Origin of the sequence: Butyrivibrio sp. MB2005 (assembly GCF_000424285.1) — a bacterium.
GTDB lineage: Bacteria > Bacillota > Clostridia > Lachnospirales > Lachnospiraceae > Butyrivibrio.
Genome location: NZ_AUJP01000003.1, coordinates 195,140 through 216,132, shown reverse-complemented (window position 1 = coordinate 216,132; position 20,993 = coordinate 195,140). Strand labels below are relative to the sequence as shown.

Here is a 20,993-nt window from a genome sequence, read left to right as displayed (position 1 = left end):
CCTCCTAAATCAAGGCATGAAAAAAGCACCTACCCTTTGACAGGTAAGTGCCTTGTAGTTCAAGAATCTGTTTCAAATATCAATGAAATAAGTCATAAATTCTGAAAAACTTGCAGGTTCTTACAAATATGAGCATAGTACTCACATCATCTGGAATCTCTCCCACAAGTCCTTTATATATGGAATAATAAACTACTTCCTTGAAGGAATCCGGACCATATGAGGAAATAATGTATTGAATTTCCTTAATATACTCATTATATCCTTCTACGTAGTTCCTCTGAATTGCAGCTGCTCCCGGGTTATCGCTATAAGCAATTTTATCTTCAGGAATCAAAAGTGTTCCCACATTATCGGCAAAATAATTATCCGAGCTCTGAATCGCAGCATCCTTCTTTTGCCAGATACTACTCTCGATAGCATCTACTCCTGCATTAAAGCCATTCAAAGCAATTATTAACACAGCAGCAATTATAATAATTATTCTCCAAACTTTTCTTTTTCTTAAAAACATAATCTCATCCTCCTCAAATGCTTTTTTTTACTTTATATATTCATTTAACCATGCATCCAAGGAGGTGTCATCGTGAGAAATCACAGTTTTTATCCGGGTTTCCGGGATTTTCGCGTTATTTAGCACTTAAAATTTTAGACGTCTTAACACCAATATTTTAACGTCTAAGCAAATAAAAATAAAAACTTATATAGTTAATTGACACGTCACATCGATTTTTCTTAATTTGTGCAATTTGCCGGGGGATTTTTAAAAAAGTTTAAAACGAATCGAAATCCTCCTGGGTAGCAAGCACAGAATAATCGCAAGAATCATTTCCGCTCTCGATGTACATATCATTTACGGTTCCAATAGTAATAAGGTCGAGATCCCTTATAGAAATCCCGACCTGCAAACACCTTAGTAAAAACAGTGCTGTTGTCATTTCTCTGTCAGTCGCTGGAAGTTTTTTTTAGACTCTTCTTGCTGCTGAACATTCATTCCCCAGAGTGATATCAGCTCCGGAAGGATTTCATAAATAGAAAATGTTGAAAACTGATCAAGCCATTCATCTGGAGTGTTGAACTTTTTATCCGGCTCTCCCTGCTTAGCAAAAACATAGGCCAGGTTCTCGAACATCTCCAGTGAGAACATATCAAGATTCTCTTCACCGGTTTTTCCGATATCTTTCTCCAGCTTAGAAAGGTCCTTAAATATATCCCGACCAAAGAGGTTACGATAAATCCTTGGAGTAGCAGCACTGGCCTTAAATGTTACATCTTTATCATCTATCTTGATGATTTTTGTTACCGCCATCTTTTATTCCTCCTTAGGACTTACCACTGCTAGAACCTGATGTCTTAGCAGTAGGCATATATACATTTCCAAACCAGCCCTGGTAGGTTGCATCAGTAGTGTTTGTACCGGTTTTTGACTTTACATAACCGCCGTTAATTGAAGTAGCAACGAGGGCCAGCTTGTCAGTCTTTGGCTGCTTACTATTCTCAATAGTTCCGCTACTAATTCCTGATCTTTTGGCAGTACAGTTATAAATGCAGTGCCTGATCTTTCTCTGGTCACCTGAGAACTCGAAAAGAAGTGCAAAGTGCTCAGGCTCTACCTCCTTGTTCTCAATAAGAACACCATTAGCATCCTCTTCCTCATGCATGATGTCTGTAGCAAAGGACTCCGGGATGATTGCGATTTCCAGATCTCCCTTATAGCCATTGTTAGCTGCAATAGCATAATAAACGCCATCATCAGCATAAAAAGAATCACTCTCACCTTCAGGATCGAGTGACAAATTTACTGCACCAGGAATTGGTACAGGCTTTGCATATGATACAGTGCCATCTGCGGCAAATGTAGCCTTAGCATAATGGCAGTTTTTTAGACCGAACTTTACTTTATTTGCAGTCGTCATGTTTACCTCCTTCAAACGGCCATTTCAAACCGCACTTCATATAATTTTTCTGACTCTATCCAAACCTCTGACCTGTTCCAAATAAGCTCATGCTTTGTAAGAACATCTTCGACCCTTTCTTCCAGAACGGGATCCTTTTTATCTGTATATAGCTCAATAACAAGTGTGCTTAGTTTTTCATAAACAGCATCATCTGCATGAAAATTGTCGCTACCAGGAATAAGAAAAATACAAAAGGGCGGCTCTGGCGACTCACCCTCTGCAAAATGGTCATAGGCAAATGGAATGCCTGTTTCTTCAAGCATGTCTACGATTTTGTCATATTTCATCATCTGAGTTTCCTCTCAACTTCACTAATAAGTTTTTCCTCCCCTTTTTTCTCTGCAGGTGCTATATGGGGCCTTGCTGCAACACGGCCTCCACCTCTTTTAGCATGACCATTTTCAAGAAGATGAGTAAGTCTATACTGAGTTTTGGAATGAACAGCCAGCTTCAAAGAATCTGATGTTTCACTTACTTTCTTTACTGCCCAAGACCTTTTATACTTACCTGTTTTCCTAGGAGCAGTTTTCTCTATTTCATCCTTTACGGTTTCACCTGCATTTTTTATAGCTATCTTTAAATCGTCGACAGCTATCTTGGCATAATCTTTTAGCCCTTTCATAACTTCATCTGCAAGATCGTCTATTCTTACCGTGCTTCCCATCATTCTTTCCTTTCTAAGCTGCAACAAAACTTAATACTCATATTCTTAAAGCCCATTGGATTTACATAGTCTATGTTGTAAGTCTTTCCTTTGCAGATGATCCTATACTTTGTAGAATCAATGTTCTCAAGCTTCTTACACCACCTAACAGTAAAGCTAAGTGATTCTTCAGAAGCAATGACTTCTCCATTACTTTCTTGCCCTGTCATAGCTCCCGTCCTAGCAAAGCAGGAATAATAATCTTTCCACGTGGTATTGTGATTTCCATACTTATCAGCACTTACTTCATTTTTCTGAAAAAGGATCCTGACATTCATAGCAGCTATATTCATCAAAATGCCTCCTGTCTTTTTCCTGAAAGGAGTGCCCTAAGCGTTAATGAAAGCTCATTATGATCAGCATTCTCCCGGTGTTCATTTAAATACCCTATAGTATAAAGAACAGCCATCTTTATAATGCTACTCTCCTTCTCATACTCTTCACTTGAAAGCCTTGTTATGTCCCTAACTTTCTCCTCAGCAGAATCGATAAAGTCCTGTATTAGACTATCTTCATCATCAAAGTCGACTCTAAGATATGCTTTTGCTTCTTCAAGCGTCACATGCATTTTTCTTCCTCCAAAAATACCCGCCTGTATATACAGACGGGTACAGCTAATTTACTTATCAGCCCTTGGCCTTAACAGAAAGTCCCTTTACTGCTTCAGGAAGGATGAGCTTACCATCAACTCTTTCTGAAGCAAGGAATCCTATCTGTCCGTTTGCAGCATAAAGCTCGTTAAGTCTCTTAAAGGATCTACCCTTTCTATCGGCAATCCAGTAGTAACTGAAGTCACCAAACAGAATAGCTGTCTTTCCTGCTGCAAGCTCAGGAGCATAAATGCTTGTCTTATAAGGACGATTAAGAATAGTATCCGGCTGTCCAACCTGGACTGAAGGCTGCCAGATATATGTTCCATTATTATCCTTTATCTTTCTGATTGCCTTGATGGTTGTATCATTTAAGATGAACTGAGCCTTGTTACGGTAAACGCTTCTAAGGCTATGGAACAAATCCATAATGTCATCAAATGAAAACTTAGTTGCATCTGCAATCTCTGTTACAGCCTTGCCAGCAGTAACCTTTGTGAATACACCTTCAGGCTTCTTCTTTCCATCACCAACAAGGAAAGCTTCTTCCTCTGCAGCACCGATTCTTCTTGCAAACTCTGTTGCAATGTAGGACTCAAGATCAAACACTGAGTCATTCATAAGCTCTTCTGATACCTTAATAGCTGTACCAAGCTTATATGCATCAAGTGTTACCTGATCGAAAGTATCCTCTGACTCAGGATACAGACCATTCTCATCCATCCATGCAGCTGTACCATGTGAAGCAACAACAGGAATGGTATGTGTACCATTATTTGTTCTAATCACATGCGCAATGTGTCTAAAGAAGTTCTCATCCTGGAGAGTATCAAGAAGCTTTCTCTCATACTCATCCGGCACAAGATATCCACCGTTTGCATCAGTTCCTACAGAAAGAACATCTTCTACATCGTAGTAGTTTCTCTTTCTGATGTTGTCCCAGAAAACCTTCTTATAAGCATTAGATGCTGTGCCTACCTTTTCATCAGATACGTCCCCTGCCTTACCGGGCTTACCAGTAATAGGTTCTGATGTAGGCATGTTCATCATCTTATCGATCTGTTCCTGCCTCTGAAGGCGTTCAATATCCTTCGTAAGGTCTGTTACCTCTTTTTCCATGCGGTCATATGTTGCAGCATCTTCTGCTGACACCATGCTGCCATTATCAGAATGTGTATCCAGAAATTCCTTTGCAGCATTCCATGCCTTTGCTCTTTTCTCCATAAGTTCAAGTATCTTACTCATATATGTGTATCCTCCTTAATGTGAAAGAAGCGAAAGTCGCTTCATAAGTTGTTCTTTTGGTACTCCTGTTTTTCCATTCTCTGCTTTCTTAGGGATTAGCCTTGAAAGCAAAGAGTCTGTAACAGCTTTTCTTGAAAACAGCATCTCTACTGTCATACCTTCCTCTTCATCATTTGAAGAGAACAAAATCTCATCACAAAAGCCGAGCTTTTTTGCTTCCTTTGCATTCATCCAGCATTCAGAATCCATAAGCTTAGAGATCTTACTTCTATCCATGCCGGTCTTGATTTCATAAGCATTTATGATGGATTCCTTAACTTCGCTTAGCATGTCTATTGCCTTCTTCATCTCCTTGGTATCACCAATAGCAACTGTTGCAGGGTTATGAATCATCATCATCGCAACAGGACTCATGCAAACTTTTGTACCAGCCATAGCTATGACACTTGCTGCGCTTGCAGCTAAAGCATCTATCTTTACAGTCACATCCCCCTGATATTCCATAAGCATGTTGTAGATTTGAGCTGCAGCAAAAACATCGCCACCGGGTGAATTGATCCAAACTGTTATAGGTCCTTCACCTGCTGTAAGCTCGTCCTTAAACAGCTTTGGTGTAGCTTCATCTCCATACCAGGTGTCATCTGAAATTTCTCCGTCTAGGTAAATTGTGCGGTTTGACCCGAAGCTGTCCGGCTCTTCGTTTTTCACCCAATTCCAAAACTTTCTTGTCATAATGGGACTCCTTTCTTCCGAATAGTTTTGCCGCCATTCTCATGCGGCCCTTCTTCTTTTTCTTCATACCCCTCCTGCCTTGAATCTCCACTAAAAATCCCAGCGTCTTTGAGCTTGGTCATATTTCCGTTTATGAGGTATAAGTTTCCGCCTTCTTCCTCCGGGATCATGTCAAGGTCTTCAAGTTCTCTTATGTCATTTGCACTCATCCAGCCGTTCTGCCTTGCTGTTGCATAACCATTCATACGTGACTGGTAATCGCCTCGAAGGAGACCATCAACGTTGAACTTAAAAAAGAAAGAGCTCTTCTCATCGTCTTTGAGAAGAACTCTTTGCATTGATTGCTCCCACCTTACAATCCAAGGCCTGAGCGTATATTGAACAAATTCAAGTGACTGTTGTTCTATGTTGTTAAAGCTTGATTTTTCCAAATCCCCGATCATGTGCGGAGGTATTCGGAACATTCTTGCTATCTCATCTATCTGAAACTTCCTTGTTTCAAGAAACTGTGCTTCATCAGGTGATACGCTAATCGGCGTATACTTCATACCCTCTTCAAGTACTGCTACCTTATTTGCATTTCCGCTTCCTCCAAAGGCTTTGGTCCAGGAATCTCTTATCCTATCAGGATCCTTAACTACTCCTGGGTGCTCTAAAATTCCACCCGGTGTTGCCCCGTTAGCAAAAAACTTAGAGCCGTACTCCTCTGTAGCAATAGCAAGGCCTATCGCATTCTTTGCCATAGCTATAGGACTATATCCAACAAGTCCGTCAAATCCAAGCCCTGGGACATGTAATACATCCCTTGGTTTTAACTTCACGACACTTCCATGCATCGTATGAGCTTCTTCGTTACTTGTTGTATATTCGTAGTAAAGGTGTCCGCTATCATCTCTTTCCACCGACATCTTATTTGGCATAAGTGGATATAAAGCTACAACTTCGCCCTTACCATTCCTTATAATCTGCGAATAACAATTGCCATAAAGCAGCAGGTGTGACATCATCGTTTCTCTAAAAACATAGGATGACATCTCCGGGTTTGGCTCATCATGCATAAGAAAATACAGTGGATGATCAACCGCTCTTTTCTTATTTCCTTCACCTGTGTATTCATACAAGTGAAGAGGAAGTGAAGCTACAGCCTCAGATAAGATCCTGACGCAGCAATACACTGCAGTCATCTGCATTGCAGATCTTTCATTCACTATCTTTCCAGCACTTGACCCTCCAAAAAAGAAACGCCAAGCGCTGCCTGCTGTAGAATTAGTAGGCTTATCTCTTGACCTAAACTGACTTGTAAATATTCCCATCTGATCACTCTCCTTTTTCTCCACTAAAAAAGCACCGCCGAAGCGATGCCTTTAGTTTTTATCCTTATTCTCTATCCAACCTCATAAGAAGCGCCGGTATGATTTCCTTTTTGTTCTCGCCCTCTAGCCCTGCCTTCCAGTCGTCGATGTTCGAATTGATCTCGATAAGCCTTACCATGTGGCATCCATGTTTTTCGAACTCTGCAATAGTTGTAAGAAGGCCTGAAAAGGTTGATGAGATTGTAAAATCTTTTATTCCATACCTTCTACAGTTTTCTAGTATTTCCTCGATGTCTTTTTCCCAAATAACCTCTGCGAAGTTTATCAAGCGGTTCCCTGCTGTTTGGCTATAAAAGTATGCTGCTCCGAAAGTTGGATTAACGTTAATGTCCTGGTACTTAGTCCCGTTCTTTGCTGCCTTATCAAGTATCTCTATTCTCATTTCTGAATCCTCCTTCTGCTTTGTATTACCTGTTCTATGTACATATTTGCTCTACCAGGAGGATATATCCAGCTAAATTCAAATTAAATATCGACAATATTTTCACTAAATAACATGTAATTATTCACATATTCTTCACAAGGCTTTAATGTTCCTTTAAGGTTCAATGATTATTATGAATACATCAAGAAGAACAAAACTTCTTGATCCCCTCATAAGAACACTTTTTTCATAACACTTGCCGGTGATATACGTGACAATTCTCACCGGCCCTCCAAAAATTCAGCCGCTATATGCGGCTTTTATTTATATCATAAGAATTCCTCTCTCATCATAGATGCTTCCAGTACTTCCTTCATTCCTTATAGCTCTATCCAAAGCCATAACTGTTGCCACCGCAGCATCTATTTTTTCTGTTGATTTTTCTTTGTCCATCTTTATGTTTCCGGCAGGATCCTGTCTTACAAATACGTTATCCATCATCCATCTAAGAACTGGGTGTGCGCCATGTGCAATCCTATGTTCCAGTACCAGCTTCATAAGTTCTTTTGTAGGCGGCGACATATCCTTATATCCCTGCCCAAAAGGAATTACTGTAAATCCCATTCCTTCAAGATCCTGCACCATCTGAGTAGCACCCCATCTATCAAAAGCGATCTCTAAGATATGGTACTTTTCTCCAAGTCTTTCTATGAATTTCTCTATAAATCCGTAATGGATAACATTGCCTTCAGTAGTTTCAAGATGACCTGTCTTCTCCCAAGTATCATATGGAACATGGTCTCTTCTAACCCTTAGTTTCATATTGTCTTCTGGAATCCAGCAATATGGCAATATCACATACTTCTCATCATCATTTCTTGGCGGAAACACCAGTACAAAAGCCGTTATATCAGATGTTGATGATAAGTCCAGTCCTCCGTAGCACTCTCGCCCTATAAGTTCATCCGGGTCTACTTCAAATGCACATTCATCCCATCTATCCATAGGCATCCATCTTGTAGACTGCTTAACCCATTGGTCCAAGCGAAGCTGTCTAAAGATATTTTCTTCAGAAGGATTTTCCTTAGCTGACTGAAAAGCATTTCTTACTTTCTCAATATCTATCGTATATCCAAGTGATGGATTTGCTTTATACCAGTTCTCTTCTAGGCTCCAGTCTGCATCATCCGGAAGGCCATATATTACAGGATAGAAAGTCGGATCAATTTTCCTTCCTTCCAAAATATCTTCTGCTTTCTGATGCTGTTCAAAGCATATCGAATTTCTATCTGTACCGGCGGTTGTTATAAGAAAGTAAAGCGGCTGCGTTCTTGCATCACCAGACCCCTTTGTCATAACATCAAAAAGTTCTCTATTTGGCTGAGAATGCAGCTCATCAAAAATGACTCCATGGACATTTAGTCCATGCTTTGTATAAGCTTCAGCCGATAGCACCTGATAATATGAATTTGTAGGTTGATAAACCAGGCGCTTAACTGACATGATAGGCTTAATCCTTTTCTTAAGTGCTGGGCATTGATCAACCATATCTACGGCAACATCAAATACGATACTTGCCTGCTGTCTATCAGAAGCACAGCCATATACTTCAGCAGCCCATTCCCCGTCGCCACATGTAAGGTACAAAGCTATAGCTGCAGCTAATTCGCTCTTACCATTCTTTTTCGGTATTTCGCAATAACATGTATTATATTTTCGATAACCATTTTCTTTTACTGTTCCAAACAGTTCTGATATGATCTGCTCTTGCCAAGGAAGAAGCTCAAAGTTCTGTCCATGCCATCTTCCTTTTGTGTGCTTTAGATTTTCTATAAACTTAAGAGCCCTCTGTGCTTTAGTTTCATCAAACATCAGGCTCCTCCCATTAAAATGAATTCCATCTCATCAATTTCTGCTTCCCTTGCATTACCTGCTATGATCCTGCTTCTAGCTGAAGGTGTAAGGCCAAACTCGGAGGCAGCCTGCATCATTATTTTCTGATTCTGATGTGATATTGATACCTGCGGTACTTGCTGCCAGTATCCGGATTTTGTTTTTACAATAGTTCCATGCTGACTTATAAACTCCTCTGCTTCTCTCCACCTGGCATACGCCTGGCAGTATGATGCAAAGGGCATAAGATCAAGCTCTGTTAAAATGCCCAGCTCAAACAGGTTCTTACAAAGTCTATCCCACTCAGCTTTAGCTTCATCTTCAAGCCAATCCGGACACTTAGGAAGCTTTCCTTTCTCAGGAACGATCTCATTTTTATTTAGTTTGCGCTTTCCAGGATTCCCCTCCAAAACCTTTATTGCAGTAGGTTTTGGTTTTCTGCCCTTTGTTGACATTTATTTTCTCCCAATAAAAAAACAGCCCGTAAGCTGCGTCGTCATCTATACTTATACGAGAAATAGAGCCCATCCTGGCCCTTTTCTCTTTTGTTTAGTTGTATTCTTTCATTATGATGCTGTAGGCCATCATTGTTGCCTCGTCGTTTTCATCAGGCTGAATATCCCAGCCTCTGTCGTAGGCAAGTGTTGTCTTTCCATCAACCTTTATCATCAGCTTTGAAATTCTGCCTTCTTCAATGCCGTATTCTGATCCTTCGTCGTAAACCTTTGCCCACCAGTGTACTACCTTGTTCTTATTCTCTCCTGTAGGAAATCCTATCGTTCCCTCTTTGAAAAGTCTTTTATAAGCTTCCTGGTCTCTTTTTGTCATGGTTTTTACCTCCGTTTTCTTTGGTTTTGTTGATACTATATATGCTATAAATTATGCACATCATCAACATGTACATGTACCAAAGATGCTGGATCACTTATGTGTATATTATATTTTCTTAAAAGTATCTATTCCGTATACTATTCCAAGGCCGCTTCCGTTATCCCAGTTGACATGAATCGTTCCTATATCATCTATATGATAAACAGTTCCCTGGATTCCTCTAGGAAGCTTTTCATAAGGATCTTCCATAGAAATCAGTTCAACCCTTGTTCCCGGGGGATATTCTTTTCTTAGTTTTTCAATTAAAGCGGTTTGTACTCCTGACATTTGGCCTCCCTTATTTTTTGTTGTTTTTCCTTTGCAATTTCCTTTTGTTCTTCTGTTCTAAAGGCTGAATTGCCAGGTATGTTCTTTAAAAGTATATTTCTTGCTTTGCTATATTCTTTTCCGACCATCCCAAGTGTCACTACCAGCCAGACTCTGAAAGAATACTTTTCATTATCGTATTTTCCTTTACTGTTTTTTACCCTCTTCCGGCTTAGTGCTACCTTATTTATTAAGCTGGTAAGCTGTGTGTATGCCATAACTCTGTCAGTATCCTTTGTGTAAGGGAAGGCAACCTCTATCTTATCCTCAAAGATTCTTATTCCTCTATTTGCTTCCTCTCCGCCAAACTCTGTAAGCCTCTCAAAAAACTCTTCCTTACTCTCCGGTGCTTTTTCTGTAAGTGACTTCATCAGCTTTTTGTTTATAAGGAAGTTCCTTCCTCCCCCAAGGGATTTGTTGATAAGATCTTCCTTGCTTTGAAAAATGTTTAGCAGGTTAAGCAAAGTCTTTTCCGTATGTTCATTTGTTGGAAGGGAGATAACAAGCTCTGTCGCATCCTCAGCCTCATCTATTTCTGTACATGCGCCTATTTCTCTTAAAATATCAATATCTACCTTATCATCAGGGACTTCAATGTTACCCGTCTTATCAATCAGGTAATCCCCTACCTTGTATGCAAATGTAGGTGCTCCCTTGTAAATGATTACCTGGCCTATAGCCTCAGAAAGCTTTCTAACAAGTTCCTTTCTGTCCTCAGTATGTGTTTGTATCCTCATTCTATTTACCTCCTATGGTGTTTTCTTGTAGTACACATATTTGATCACCATAGGAACTATATCAAGCTTATTCGGATGTTTTATCTGTAGAAAAATCAGCTATATCTTTGTACATAAATTCCTTCCCATCACGGATAAGTTTTATATTGTCAGTGCTGCCCACCTGCTCAGCATATCTATTAACAATAACGTCGCAGAACTTAGGATCAAGCTCTATGGTATGGCATATGCGGTCCATCTGTTCACAGGCAATAAGTGTGCTTCCAGAACCACCAAACGGATCAAGAACAATGCTGCTACTCATGGATGAATTCTTAATCGGATATGCTATAAGATTCACCGGCTTCATAGTGGGATGCAAATCATTTTTCTTTGGCTTATCATATTCCCAGACAGTCGTTTCTGACCTTCCTGCATACCACTGATGTTTCCCATTCTTCTTCCAACCGTACAAGCAAGGCTCGTGAATCCACTGGTACGGGCTTCTTCCCAGCACAAGCGACTGCTTCTTCCAGATGCAACATCCGGACAAATAAAAACCAGCGTCTTCGAAAGCCTTTCTAAACGCCAGTCCATGTGAATCACTATGAAATACATATATTGAAGCATCGTATGCCATGTTCTGTTCCATGTTTACATACGCTGCAAACAAGAACTTTTCAAACTGCTCCTCTGCCATTGAATCATTTTTTATCTTTCCTGCCCCGCCTTCATAATCGACATTGTAAGGCGGATCCGTTACTACAAGTCCTGCCTTCTTTCCTTCCATCAGCTTATCGTAGGTTTCAGGTATAGTGCTATCTCCACACACAAGTCTGTGCGGTCCTAGTAACCACAGATCACCTTCTTTCGATACAGCAGGTTTTTCCAGCTCTGCATCTACATCGAAGTCATCTTCTGTAATCTTCTTATCATGAACAGAGTTCATAAGCTGCTCTATTTCCGGCGGATCAAATCCAGTAAAACCTGTATCAAAATCGGCTTCCTGTAGTTCCTCAATAAGATCTGCTAACAGCTCCTTATTCCATTCACCAGTAATCTTATTAAGAGCAATGTTTAAAGCCTTCTCATGTTCCTCGTCAAGATCAACTACTGCACATGGAACTTCTGTATATCCAAGAGCCTTTGCTACGCTTACTCTCTGATGGCCACCTACTATGATATATGTCCCGTCTTCACCGGTCCTTTCATTTACAACCACAGGATCCGCAAAACCAAATTCCTGAATGGAATTCTTAATTTTCTCATATTCTTTATCCCCAGGCTTAAGTTCCTTCCTAGGGTTATAATCTGCTGCCTTAAGACACTCTATTTTCAGTGTCATTTGCTTCGCTGTCTGCACTTTTCTCTCCTCCAATCAAATCTCCATATCTATCAAGCACATAGTGTTCATGGCAACAGTACTTCCTTTTTTTATTGCCGTAGGATTTAAAAACCGTATGGCAATAAACACATTCCATAATGTATGTAGCCTTCTCACTATGCTGACTTTCTTCTCTATGTATCTTCCAATAATTTCTCCTGCACACTTCGCTGCAAAATCTAGCAGGCCTTCCTGTTTTTCTTTTCTCTATAGGGCCGGCACAAAAAGCACATGCCTCTCCATTTTTAATCCGGTCTCTGGTATTCATCTTCACAGATATTTGAATGCCGTTTAGCCCTTGCCTTTTGCAGTAGGCCCTGACCGTATCACGATTCATATTTAACATTTTTCCTATCGCTTGGTACCCGATACCCTGTTGACGCAGAGTACGTATTCTCATTTTTTCTTCATCTGTCATTTTTCTTCTCCTAGGGTAACTATTACGCGAAAGAAACTACTTTTACACAATATAAAAGCCCTGTCCAGAAGCGGCTTTTATATGCTTCCGGCACAAGGCTGTAATACCCCTATTCATAATTCGCGAAAATTCACACGAAAGGGGGCGGCGGTCTCCGTCCGGTCCGCTTGTAGAGATTTAACCCGCCCCTACCCCAGGTCTCTTCTCCTAAAAATGGTAGGTTATTCTCCTATCTTCTGTCATTGTCTTAACATCATGGTGATGTTTACATAGCGGTTGCCAATTTGATCTATCCCAAAATAGGTTATTGTCGCCGCGGTGCGGAACAATGTGATCAACAACTGTTGCTTTAACCATCTTCTTATCTTCCATGCACCTTACGCACAACGGGTGTGCCATAAGGAACTTCTTACTCTCTCTTCTCCAGGCTGCGTTATAACCACGACTTGCAGCACCAGCTCTATCACTCCTATGCATAGCCGCATGTTCTTCACAATACTTCTCATCCGTAAGCTTAGGACAGCCAGGATGCTTACAAGGCTTCTTCGGTTTCATTGGCATAATTTCCTCCACGTAAAAAGGCCCAGAGGTTATGTCCTCTGAGGCCATACTACTTATAAGTGTTATTACAACTATTTACGGCAAGTAAATATCGTATTCTTCACATAAAAAATCTACTATCTCTTCTAATGCTTTTCCTATCTCTAGGGAATGAGCACCAAATTCATATGTCATTGTCCCAATAGAATTGTAATCTATCTCAGCTTTTGCATATTTTTTTGCAATATAGTTCACACCGTCTTTTGTATAATTAACAGGATACCGGTACTCATTTCCATAATTCAATCCCTTTGTACTGCAGTGTTTTGCTACTATATATTCCAAATCAGAAATCAATTTTGAATGATCATCAAAATTATTGTTATTTGCCATGGTACCCACCTCCTTATACTATGCATTATACATAATACGTAAGATGAGCACTATTAACATATTATAAAAAACGGAGGCACGCAAGAAAGGGAAACAACGCATCTCCACACCAATAGGAACACAAAGAAAAAGGCCCTGCAGTCATCTGCAAGACCTCAGTCCTTTCTTCGCATCTTAATAATAACACGCCTTTTATGGCTTTGTCAGTCTCCATTTTCATTAACCTGCTTTTGCAAAGTGTGGAAACCATGAGCAATGAGCAATGAATTCAATCTTCATGGTTCCTAGCATAGATATATGCAGAGCCTAATGTATTTAAGTACAGATTCACTTCACTCGTTCGTGAATCCAGCGCGTCCTCAAGGCTATCATTGCCATAAACTCTCTCAACATCCTCTGCTTCCCACACATCTCCTATTTCTTCCATTTTCTCGATAAACTGATCAATTTCCTCTCTATTCATAAGATTACCTCCTCAATATGCTATGCAAGTCATCAGATAATCAAAATGGTCCGCCTTGTCATTAACAGCAAATACGTAACTTGACTTATCATTAACAGCCTCGATATCCGCAACAATTTGTCCAAAGTCCTGGATTGAAATATCTCCTGACATCATCAATATACAGTCCCTATTTTTAAACTGCATAAGCAATCTTGGTGCCATCTCATTTCCTTCCTCAATGCTTCTTACCCTTGCTGACTTAACCTCAACCTTTCTTCCATGTTTTCTAGCTGCTCTCTCCATCTGCTTAATGTCCGCAGGGTCAAGCGAGATCAGACTACGTTTGTTTAGGCATGTATCATAATCTTTTAGCACGTCTCTATTACCATGCTTTCTTAATGCTGCGTAAGTATCATATCGCTTACACCAGAATAACCAATCAAGTATTACCCTCACCTCCTTCAACGATGGAAGTTTCATCACTGGTTGATTCCTTTCTCATCTTATCCAGTCTGGCTTTTCTCATAGCTTTGATATATTTAGCTTTGGCCTCCTCCGCTTCCATGAAGGTCTGCCTAAGATCAGCATATAAAGCATCTTGAATCTTTCTGTAGCCCCATTTGCAAGCTTCCCATATGCCAATTGCTATAGGAGTATACATTAAAGCCTTTCCTAACTCCGTGCTCCTTTCTGCTGCAACGCCAAGCTCATAATTTTTTTTAGAAATCATAGCCACATACTGTTCCGGGCCTCCCCACGGTGCAACCTTATGGTTAAAATCACTATATGGTTTTAAATTCTTTTCATAATTACTCAATGAATCACATCCTTTCAGAAAAAATTAACTGGTGTCATTTATATATAAGTTCGAACTATATATCAAAGTCATTCCGCATTCAGCGGTTAACTCATCGGACTCCGCTGAAAGGAGGTAACTATTTTGAAAGGAGAAACTTTCGACGAGCTGAATTTCATATGGTGTTATTCCCTACTCGTCTAGTCCGAATGAGTATTCAATTATATGTCAAGGACGTCACCACACAGGGAATCTTCATTCTGATAACGCCCCTCAAAACCAAATTAGAGCCTTGTATCAATTAATATTCGAATATCACTAATATCCTTTCCATTTGATGACTCAAAAAATGCATGCAGAGCTTTCATAATTCTATTAACTTCGCACACTTCCAGCCTTTTACTTTGGTAAAATTCAAATTACATTTACAACCTGATTCTCCGGTTCGGAATAAAACGCTATATTAGTCTCTTCAACTAGTCGCAATTCCTTATCATCAACCAATATTATTGAAAAATTTCCTCTAAAGGAATTATTCCCTTTGAATTTAACAAACTCCTCATAAGTTTTAATGTCATTAACCACCACCGATATCTTTCGTAACGGGTCCGCTTTACTACATATATATCGTGACAAATACTGATGTGCACGTGCCCATGTTGGCATTTCTGTACTTTTGTAAAAAGAGTCATCTTTTATTTCAAAATGAAACCACCAATCTGTAATACAAGCATCCACTAAAGTAATATATGATTTTGGCTTCGGTCCATCAAAAGCCCTCTCTTCATCACCAGGTTTAAACACTATGCCCTGACTTGCAAGAGCACCATAAATTAAGCCTAATGCTATAGTACTAAAACGTTTTTCCTTTTCTACATGTTTTGTGTATTTCTCTTCTGTACATCCTAAAGGATTAGGCATCTCATCTGCATAATCGCATTCCATCAGAGCCCTAGCGAATTTATAACCTTTTTTTAATATCTTTAGCTCTTCATCTGTGAAATATGCACCTCTTTCCTTTGTATATTGATGATCTATTACTGCAGTTGATACAGAGTCACTAATTGCTCCAGAAACGCTATTGATCATCCCGGCTGTCATTGAAACTATTGACTCACCGTAACTCATTACTTTTGCCATAGATGCAAGCTTCTCAAGAGTTTCCCTTGTTACTCCATTTTGAGGAGCCGCTTCTTTACTTGTCAGTTTCGCAATAGTTTTACTACTAGGAATATAATCTGCATTCTCAATTCGTGAAATGATAGCAACGTTAACACCTGAGTCTTTAGCATATTGCCTAATTGATCGATCTCCTCTTGCTTTAGCTACTTCATTAGAAAATTTGATTTGAGCTTGTGTCTTTGCCAACTCCAATCCTCCGCTTATTTATTTTATATTTCTAATATACCACATGTTTAAATCATTTTAAACACTTATTTTTAAATTTTATTAAACATTTATTTCTATTTAAACATAAGTGCTTCTTTTATAGATTATTTCTTGCTTATCACGATAACATCTCCATAGCAACCTGGCTCTCTCTGGCCTGATATATCCGGCTCAGTTCATCCAGTGCTTGGCTCCTATACTTGGATATCAGTTTCCTACTCATGCCATAGGCGCTTTCAATGTCATCCCAGGAAAGACCTTCCATCACCATTGCCTGCATGAAAGGCGCTAGTTCAAAGGGGAGCTTAGCGATACACTCCTCCAGGAAAGAAATCTCTTCATCAACAGTTACATAGTCCTTTGTCCATCCGGCAAGAGCTTGTTCGTTCATCCTGTTAGTTTTCTGCCTAAAAATCATGGCAGTCTTTGCTGTCTTATCTGATGTCCCGCTACTCTGTACCTGATCGCCCTCCGGATGACAATAGCACATGGATATTATGATATCTTCCTCGGGTATAGGCTTGTAGCTATCTATCTGTTTTCTAAGATATGCTCTTTTCTCGATAAGACTTGGATAGTTTCTTATAAGTTCCTCGACATATTCTCTCATCTTTGCGTTCCTTTTCCTTTCTTAGATTCTTGCCTTCACTGCTGCAAGAAGTGACTCCTGAGTTGCATCCTTATTCTCTAGTGCCTTCATCACATCTTCATCCATGGTATCCTTCGTAATCAGATGCTGAATTGTTACTATGTTTTCCTGGCCCTGCCGATATATCCTTGCGTTACACTGCTGATATAACTCAAGCGACCAGGTCATTGAAAACCATACGAGGTGGTTACCACCTTTTTGAAGATTTAGACCATGTCCTGCTGATGCTGGATGAATAAGTGCTACCGGAATCGTCCCTTCATTCCAAGCTCTGATATCATCCTCTGTATCGATGCACTTACAGTTAAAGCGCTGCATAAGTCGTTCCTTATCATGCTGATACCAATATGCCACTAGTACGCTTTTACCGTTTGCAGCTTCGATGATATCCTCCAAAGCATCAATCTTTTTATCATGAATCACCTTCGTTTTCCCGTTCTCATCATAGACAGCTCCATTTGCCATCTGTAGAAGCTTATTTGACAGCCCCACTGCGCTCTTGGCATCAACATCTCCATCCGGAAAGCTAAGTATCAGCTCAGCCTTAAGTTTTTCATACATAGCTTTTTCAGCATCATCCATCTGTACCTCTACTACGCAGTCAATCCTATCTGGCATTTTTATATGATCCGCAGCTTTCATTGAAATACAAATATCTGATATCTTGTCATAAATCTGCTGCTCTGCTCCATCTTTTGGCTTATATGAAAAGATGATGTCTCTGCTTCTTTTATCTGGATCAAAGTACTTATCCCGAAAGGCCCCTATAAATCTTCCAAGTCTCTCTCCTTTATCTAGAAGCCCTATCTCAGCCCACAAATCCATCAGGCCATTTGAAGCAGGTGTTCCTGTAAGGCCCACGACTCTCTTTACCGTGCTCCTTGCTTTCCGAACACTCTTAAACCTTTTTGCTTTATGATTCTTAAAGCTTGAAAGCTCATCAATAACTACCATATCGAAGTCAAACATCCCATTATCTATAAGCCATGACACGTTTTCTCTGTTGATGATATAAATAAATGCTTTTCTCTGAAGTGCCATCCTTCTTTCATTCACCGTACCCACGACCACCGAATACGTAAGTCCTTTTAAGTGATCCCATTTACTTATTTCTGCTGGCCAAGTATCCTTTGCTACTCTAATAGGTGCTATGATCAGTACCCTTCCAACATCAAAGTAATCAAGTAGCAACTCATACAGGGCCGATAGTGTAATCACCGTTTTACCAAGTCCGCAATCTAGCAGCAGTCCACATACCAGATGCGTTACTATGAACTCCGATGCATACCTTTGATAATCATGAGGTTTGTATTGCATTAAGTATCTCCTCCGCTCCATCTATTGAATCCAAGCAGAATACCAAAAAGCCAAGTGCTTCTAACTGAGCTTTTCTCTTTTCTTGAAGGGGCCGCATCTTTTTACCTGGTGCTTTAAGTTCAACAAATCCTATATAGCCCCCAGGAAGAAGAACTATTCTATCTGGCACCCCAGAAAGTCCTGGGCTTACAAACTTAAATGCCACCCCTCCCATCTTTTCTGCCTTTTTAACTAAATTTCTTTCAATTTGCTTCTCATCCATATCGTTGCTCAACCATATTGCTTAAGGGTAAAAAATCTCTTACGCGTGTATATATACGCGTATGTATATGCGCTAATTACTATATATGAATAAAAAATTATTAATATAGTAATGAGCAATATAAGCAATGAAATCCTCCTATTCCTTGATACTGCTGAATCTTTGTCATTTCCTACTCCATTGCCAAACTACCTTTATAGGCTATGAAATTACCCTTCGGCAATGGCTCACTCCTTATCCTCGGCACCGCCCTCACGAACATACGCAACCTGTGATCCATAGCCCTGGAAAGAAAGCTTCCCATTTTTATTGCCATCGTACCTTTTCCAGTTGCTCATTTTGTTCATAATGGACTGGATTTCATATGAATCGCTCTTCTTAATTGAAGCAGGGTCCTTACCATAGCACTCCGTCCAAATCTCCATATTGCAGACTTTTTCTCTCTTTATTGCATCGCCCCCTGCTTCCGATTCAAACTCATCATCATTAAAGTACATACGCCTTTCAGAAATGCTACGTGTATACCAATTCTTAGGAAGCGGCATTTCAATGAACTTTTGAACTAGACCTTCTCTATCATCCTGCTCCATAGCCTCTTTCTGCTCCTCATATGCCTGCATAGCTTCATCGCCTTTTAGAGTAAGCTCCTCACCTTCGTTATATAAATGGAGTGCTTCCGCCCATATCTGATCTATTGTTTCCTTCTTCATCTCCCACGGATGTTTATCACACTCGCCTGTAACATTACATGGCCAGAATCTTCTGTTTCCTGTGATGTCACGAAGGAATCCATTTGATGCATTTGTAGTTCCGACCATGACGCACTGCCGAGGATGGCTCTCCACGACGCTTCCATATGCCACGCGGTACTTATCATCCTGACGAGAGGCAAAAGACTTTACTGTTTCCACATCAACCTTCTTAAGACCTGCCATCTCTGATATTTCAAGAATCCAAAAGCCCTGCAGCTTTTCAGGTCCTGTCTTATCACGCATATCTGCAATGGAAAGAGAATCTGAAAACCACTGCCCTCCAAGCTTGCTAAAGAAAGTTGACTTACCTATTCCTTGCGGGCCTGAAAGAACAAGCACATAATCAAACTTAGTACCAGGTTCATATACTCGTGCTACTGCTGCAACAAGTGTTTTCACCATGATAGCTTTGGTATATGGAGTGTCCGTCGCACCAAGGTAATCTATAAGCAGATTCTCTACTCTCTTAACACCATCCCAAGCAGGGAGTTTTTCTAAATATTCACGTATAGGATGATATGCTCTTTCCTGTGTTATAGATAAGAGAGCTGGCTTAAGCTTCGTTGCTGAGAACATATGGTAGGTACGATCAAAATAAGCCTGAAGCGCAGCCATGTCATTATCAGACCACCCGTCCTTAAGTGGTTCCCAAGGAAGATAGTCTGTCCCTCTGATATCTATTCCGCATCTGTGGGCGTTATAGCATATCTCCTGAAGCCTAGGATCGCATTTAAGAATTATTGCAAAATTTGTAAGCGTCGCCTTTGGATTTCCTTCCTTATCAAGTTCAAGCTTGGTAATCCAGTTCTCATCCTCCGGATCAAAATCTTCATCTGCACTTGCCATTCTTTCTTTTGCAAGCTGCAGCTTTACCCTATCGTCTGAAAGAGCAAGCTCGACCATAGCTTTATAACTTGGAAGCTTTGAAGGAGCTGTATCAAGCTTTGCCTTATCATCAAGGTTTCCAAACTTATGGAGTCTTATAGCATCAAAAGCATTAAGAAGCTGTCCGCAGCAAGGGTCTGTTGCATGGTGGCTATAAGCAAACTTATCATCATAGATAACCACTCCTGCAGCAGAGTCTGCTGGAACATAATCATAACGGCCTTCCATGGCAGCAGGCTTATAGATATCAGGAATAAAAGTATCGAAGGCTTCCTGAATGGTATATGCTCTGCAGAAAGCTCCGAGAGGTCCTTTCTTTTCAAGAGGGTCTGCCTGCTTTGCAATAGAGCGCTTAACAATTTCAGACTGCCTCGATGACATAGGCCACTGTGTTGTATCATGCCAATCCTTATAGCGGGCAAGAATCATATCAGGATTAAGACAAGGCCCCTCCTGGGATTCAAAGAAAAAGTCACCATCAGCAGATGTGCTTGGCCAGTACATAAGGCGGGCCGGTTCATGGCAAGTATCATCGACCATATCCATTCCAATATCGCTCGCGATCATCCTGGAAATTGGAGTGTACTCATCAGCAGATACTTCTCTTGAAAGCGGAATTATAAGTCTTACCCTTGGCTCATCAGTCGTGTGCTTATGCGTTGAATACATAAGACACTTAAAATCGAAGAACATCGTTACTTCATCCCAAATATCCTTTACTGCATGATCCAGGTCCAAAGTAATCATACTTCGTGCTTCAACATATCCATTCTTACGTCTTCCATTCTTAAGATGGCCTGCCACAAATCCACCCACATCTTTTATGTCGTCCTGCTTAGCTTTACTGAGCTTTCTGTATTCATCAACAGTCTCTGTTGTACGAATCGTGTTAGCACACTTTTGTAGGAAGTCATCCCAGGATATATCCTTATCTTTCCACTTCTTATCCATTCGGCTATTTCCAACTGCTATACGCATTTTTCATCTCCTCC

Annotated in this window: 28 protein-coding genes; all 28 read right to left on the bottom strand. The window is 40.3% G+C overall.

All coding sequences use genetic code 11. The annotated features are described in order from the left end of the window. Window positions 1-79 precede the first annotated feature (79 nt). Window positions 80-514 carry a hypothetical protein gene (locus G610_RS0101090; protein ID WP_026523304.1) on the bottom strand — a complete coding sequence of 145 codons (435 nt, stop codon included), beginning with the start codon at window positions 512-514 and terminating at the stop codon, window positions 80-82. A 420-nt stretch (window positions 515-934) separates the two neighbouring features. Then, window positions 935-1,309 (bottom strand): hypothetical protein, encoded by a 375-nt coding sequence (locus G610_RS0101085; RefSeq protein WP_026523303.1) that lies wholly within the window; start codon window positions 1,307-1,309, stop codon window positions 935-937. A 13-nt stretch (window positions 1,310-1,322) separates the two neighbouring features. Continuing rightward, complete coding sequence (locus G610_RS0101080) at window positions 1,323-1,916, bottom strand: major tail protein (RefSeq protein WP_026523302.1); 594 nt, start codon at window positions 1,914-1,916, stop codon at window positions 1,323-1,325. Window positions 1,917-1,927: 11 nt separating this feature from the next. After that, window positions 1,928-2,245, bottom strand: a complete 318-nt coding sequence (locus G610_RS0101075) for a hypothetical protein (RefSeq protein WP_026523301.1) — start codon at window positions 2,243-2,245, stop codon at window positions 1,928-1,930. After that, window positions 2,245-2,649 carry an HK97 gp10 family phage protein gene (locus G610_RS0101070; RefSeq protein WP_330368076.1) on the bottom strand — a complete coding sequence of 135 codons (405 nt, stop codon included), beginning with the start codon at window positions 2,647-2,649 and terminating at the stop codon, window positions 2,245-2,247. Before G610_RS0101070 ends, G610_RS0101075 begins: the two co-directional genes overlap by 1 nt. Then, entirely contained in the window at window positions 2,622-2,954 is a 333-nt protein-coding gene (locus tag G610_RS0101065) for a phage head closure protein (protein ID WP_026523299.1), read from the bottom strand. Before G610_RS0101065 ends, G610_RS0101070 begins: the two co-directional genes overlap by 28 nt. Continuing rightward, complete coding sequence (locus tag G610_RS0101060; protein ID WP_026523298.1) at window positions 2,954-3,229, bottom strand: head-tail connector protein; 276 nt, start codon at window positions 3,227-3,229, stop codon at window positions 2,954-2,956. The genes G610_RS0101065 and G610_RS0101060 overlap by 1 nt, the downstream gene beginning before the upstream one ends. A 58-nt stretch (window positions 3,230-3,287) precedes the next feature. Further along, the gene (locus G610_RS0101055; RefSeq protein WP_026523297.1) at window positions 3,288-4,496 is read right to left on the bottom strand and encodes a phage major capsid protein; all 1,209 of its coding nucleotides are present in this window, start codon (window positions 4,494-4,496) and stop codon (window positions 3,288-3,290) included. A gap of 15 nt (window positions 4,497-4,511) precedes the next feature. After that, window positions 4,512-5,228, bottom strand: a complete 717-nt coding sequence (locus tag G610_RS0101050; RefSeq protein WP_026523296.1) for a head maturation protease, ClpP-related — start codon at window positions 5,226-5,228, stop codon at window positions 4,512-4,514. Continuing rightward, window positions 5,225-6,541 carry a phage portal protein gene (locus tag G610_RS0101045; protein ID WP_026523295.1) on the bottom strand — a complete coding sequence of 439 codons (1,317 nt, stop codon included), beginning with the start codon at window positions 6,539-6,541 and terminating at the stop codon, window positions 5,225-5,227. The genes G610_RS0101050 and G610_RS0101045 overlap by 4 nt, the downstream gene beginning before the upstream one ends. A gap of 64 nt (window positions 6,542-6,605) precedes the next feature. Then, complete coding sequence (locus tag G610_RS0101040) at window positions 6,606-6,983, bottom strand: DUF7698 family protein (protein WP_026523294.1); 378 nt, start codon at window positions 6,981-6,983, stop codon at window positions 6,606-6,608. 306 nt (window positions 6,984-7,289) lie between these two features. Then, window positions 7,290-8,837, bottom strand: a complete 1,548-nt coding sequence (locus tag G610_RS0101030) for a terminase large subunit (protein ID WP_026523293.1) — start codon at window positions 8,835-8,837, stop codon at window positions 7,290-7,292. Continuing rightward, on the bottom strand, window positions 8,837-9,313 hold the full coding sequence (locus G610_RS0101025) for a phage terminase small subunit P27 family (protein ID WP_026523292.1): 477 nt from the start codon (window positions 9,311-9,313) through the stop codon (window positions 8,837-8,839). The genes G610_RS0101030 and G610_RS0101025 overlap by 1 nt, the downstream gene beginning before the upstream one ends. Before the next feature lie 94 nt (window positions 9,314-9,407). Continuing rightward, window positions 9,408-9,686, bottom strand: coding sequence for a DUF7678 domain-containing protein (locus G610_RS0101020; RefSeq protein ID WP_035796535.1), 279 nt, complete (start codon window positions 9,684-9,686; stop codon window positions 9,408-9,410). 108 nt (window positions 9,687-9,794) lie between these two features. Next, window positions 9,795-10,016, bottom strand: coding sequence for a DUF4314 domain-containing protein (locus G610_RS0101015; protein WP_026523290.1), 222 nt, complete (start codon window positions 10,014-10,016; stop codon window positions 9,795-9,797). Beyond that, on the bottom strand, window positions 9,992-10,792 hold the full coding sequence (locus tag G610_RS0101010) for a hypothetical protein (protein ID WP_026523289.1): 801 nt from the start codon (window positions 10,790-10,792) through the stop codon (window positions 9,992-9,994). Before G610_RS0101010 ends, G610_RS0101015 begins: the two co-directional genes overlap by 25 nt. 67 nt (window positions 10,793-10,859) lie before the next feature. Next, window positions 10,860-12,116 carry a site-specific DNA-methyltransferase gene (locus G610_RS0101005; RefSeq protein ID WP_026523288.1) on the bottom strand — a complete coding sequence of 419 codons (1,257 nt, stop codon included), beginning with the start codon at window positions 12,114-12,116 and terminating at the stop codon, window positions 10,860-10,862. Beyond that, the gene (locus tag G610_RS0101000; RefSeq protein WP_026523287.1) at window positions 12,091-12,573 is read right to left on the bottom strand and encodes a hypothetical protein; all 483 of its coding nucleotides are present in this window, start codon (window positions 12,571-12,573) and stop codon (window positions 12,091-12,093) included. The genes G610_RS0101005 and G610_RS0101000 overlap by 26 nt, the downstream gene beginning before the upstream one ends. A 207-nt stretch (window positions 12,574-12,780) precedes the next feature. Further along, complete coding sequence (locus tag G610_RS0100995) at window positions 12,781-13,134, bottom strand: HNH endonuclease (RefSeq protein ID WP_026523286.1); 354 nt, start codon at window positions 13,132-13,134, stop codon at window positions 12,781-12,783. Between the two features lie 75 nt (window positions 13,135-13,209). Beyond that, window positions 13,210-13,506, bottom strand: coding sequence for a hypothetical protein (locus G610_RS0100990; RefSeq protein WP_026523285.1), 297 nt, complete (start codon window positions 13,504-13,506; stop codon window positions 13,210-13,212). A 268-nt stretch (window positions 13,507-13,774) separates the two neighbouring features. Next, on the bottom strand, window positions 13,775-13,969 hold the full coding sequence (locus tag G610_RS0100985) for a hypothetical protein (RefSeq protein ID WP_026523284.1): 195 nt from the start codon (window positions 13,967-13,969) through the stop codon (window positions 13,775-13,777). Window positions 13,970-13,981: 12 nt separating this feature from the next. Continuing rightward, entirely contained in the window at window positions 13,982-14,254 is a 273-nt protein-coding gene (locus G610_RS0100980; RefSeq protein WP_026523283.1) for a hypothetical protein, read from the bottom strand. 136 nt (window positions 14,255-14,390) lie between these two features. Further along, complete coding sequence (locus G610_RS0100975) at window positions 14,391-14,768, bottom strand: hypothetical protein (protein WP_155830929.1); 378 nt, start codon at window positions 14,766-14,768, stop codon at window positions 14,391-14,393. A gap of 393 nt (window positions 14,769-15,161) precedes the next feature. Then, window positions 15,162-16,115, bottom strand: a complete 954-nt coding sequence (locus G610_RS19175) for a helix-turn-helix domain-containing protein (protein ID WP_035796531.1) — start codon at window positions 16,113-16,115, stop codon at window positions 15,162-15,164. Between the two features lie 139 nt (window positions 16,116-16,254). After that, on the bottom strand, window positions 16,255-16,746 hold the full coding sequence (locus tag G610_RS0100965; protein ID WP_026523281.1) for a hypothetical protein: 492 nt from the start codon (window positions 16,744-16,746) through the stop codon (window positions 16,255-16,257). Window positions 16,747-16,767: 21 nt separating this feature from the next. Further along, window positions 16,768-18,102: an SNF2-related protein gene (locus tag G610_RS0100960; RefSeq protein WP_026523280.1), complete on the bottom strand. Its 1,335-nt coding sequence runs from the start codon at window positions 18,100-18,102 to the stop codon at window positions 16,768-16,770. Next, entirely contained in the window at window positions 18,083-18,364 is a 282-nt protein-coding gene (locus tag G610_RS0100955) for a VRR-NUC domain-containing protein (RefSeq protein WP_026523279.1), read from the bottom strand. The genes G610_RS0100960 and G610_RS0100955 overlap by 20 nt, the downstream gene beginning before the upstream one ends. Before the next feature lie 227 nt (window positions 18,365-18,591). Beyond that, entirely contained in the window at window positions 18,592-20,979 is a 2,388-nt protein-coding gene (locus tag G610_RS0100950) for a virulence-associated E family protein (RefSeq protein WP_026523278.1), read from the bottom strand. Between the last annotated feature and the right edge of the window lie 14 nt (window positions 20,980-20,993).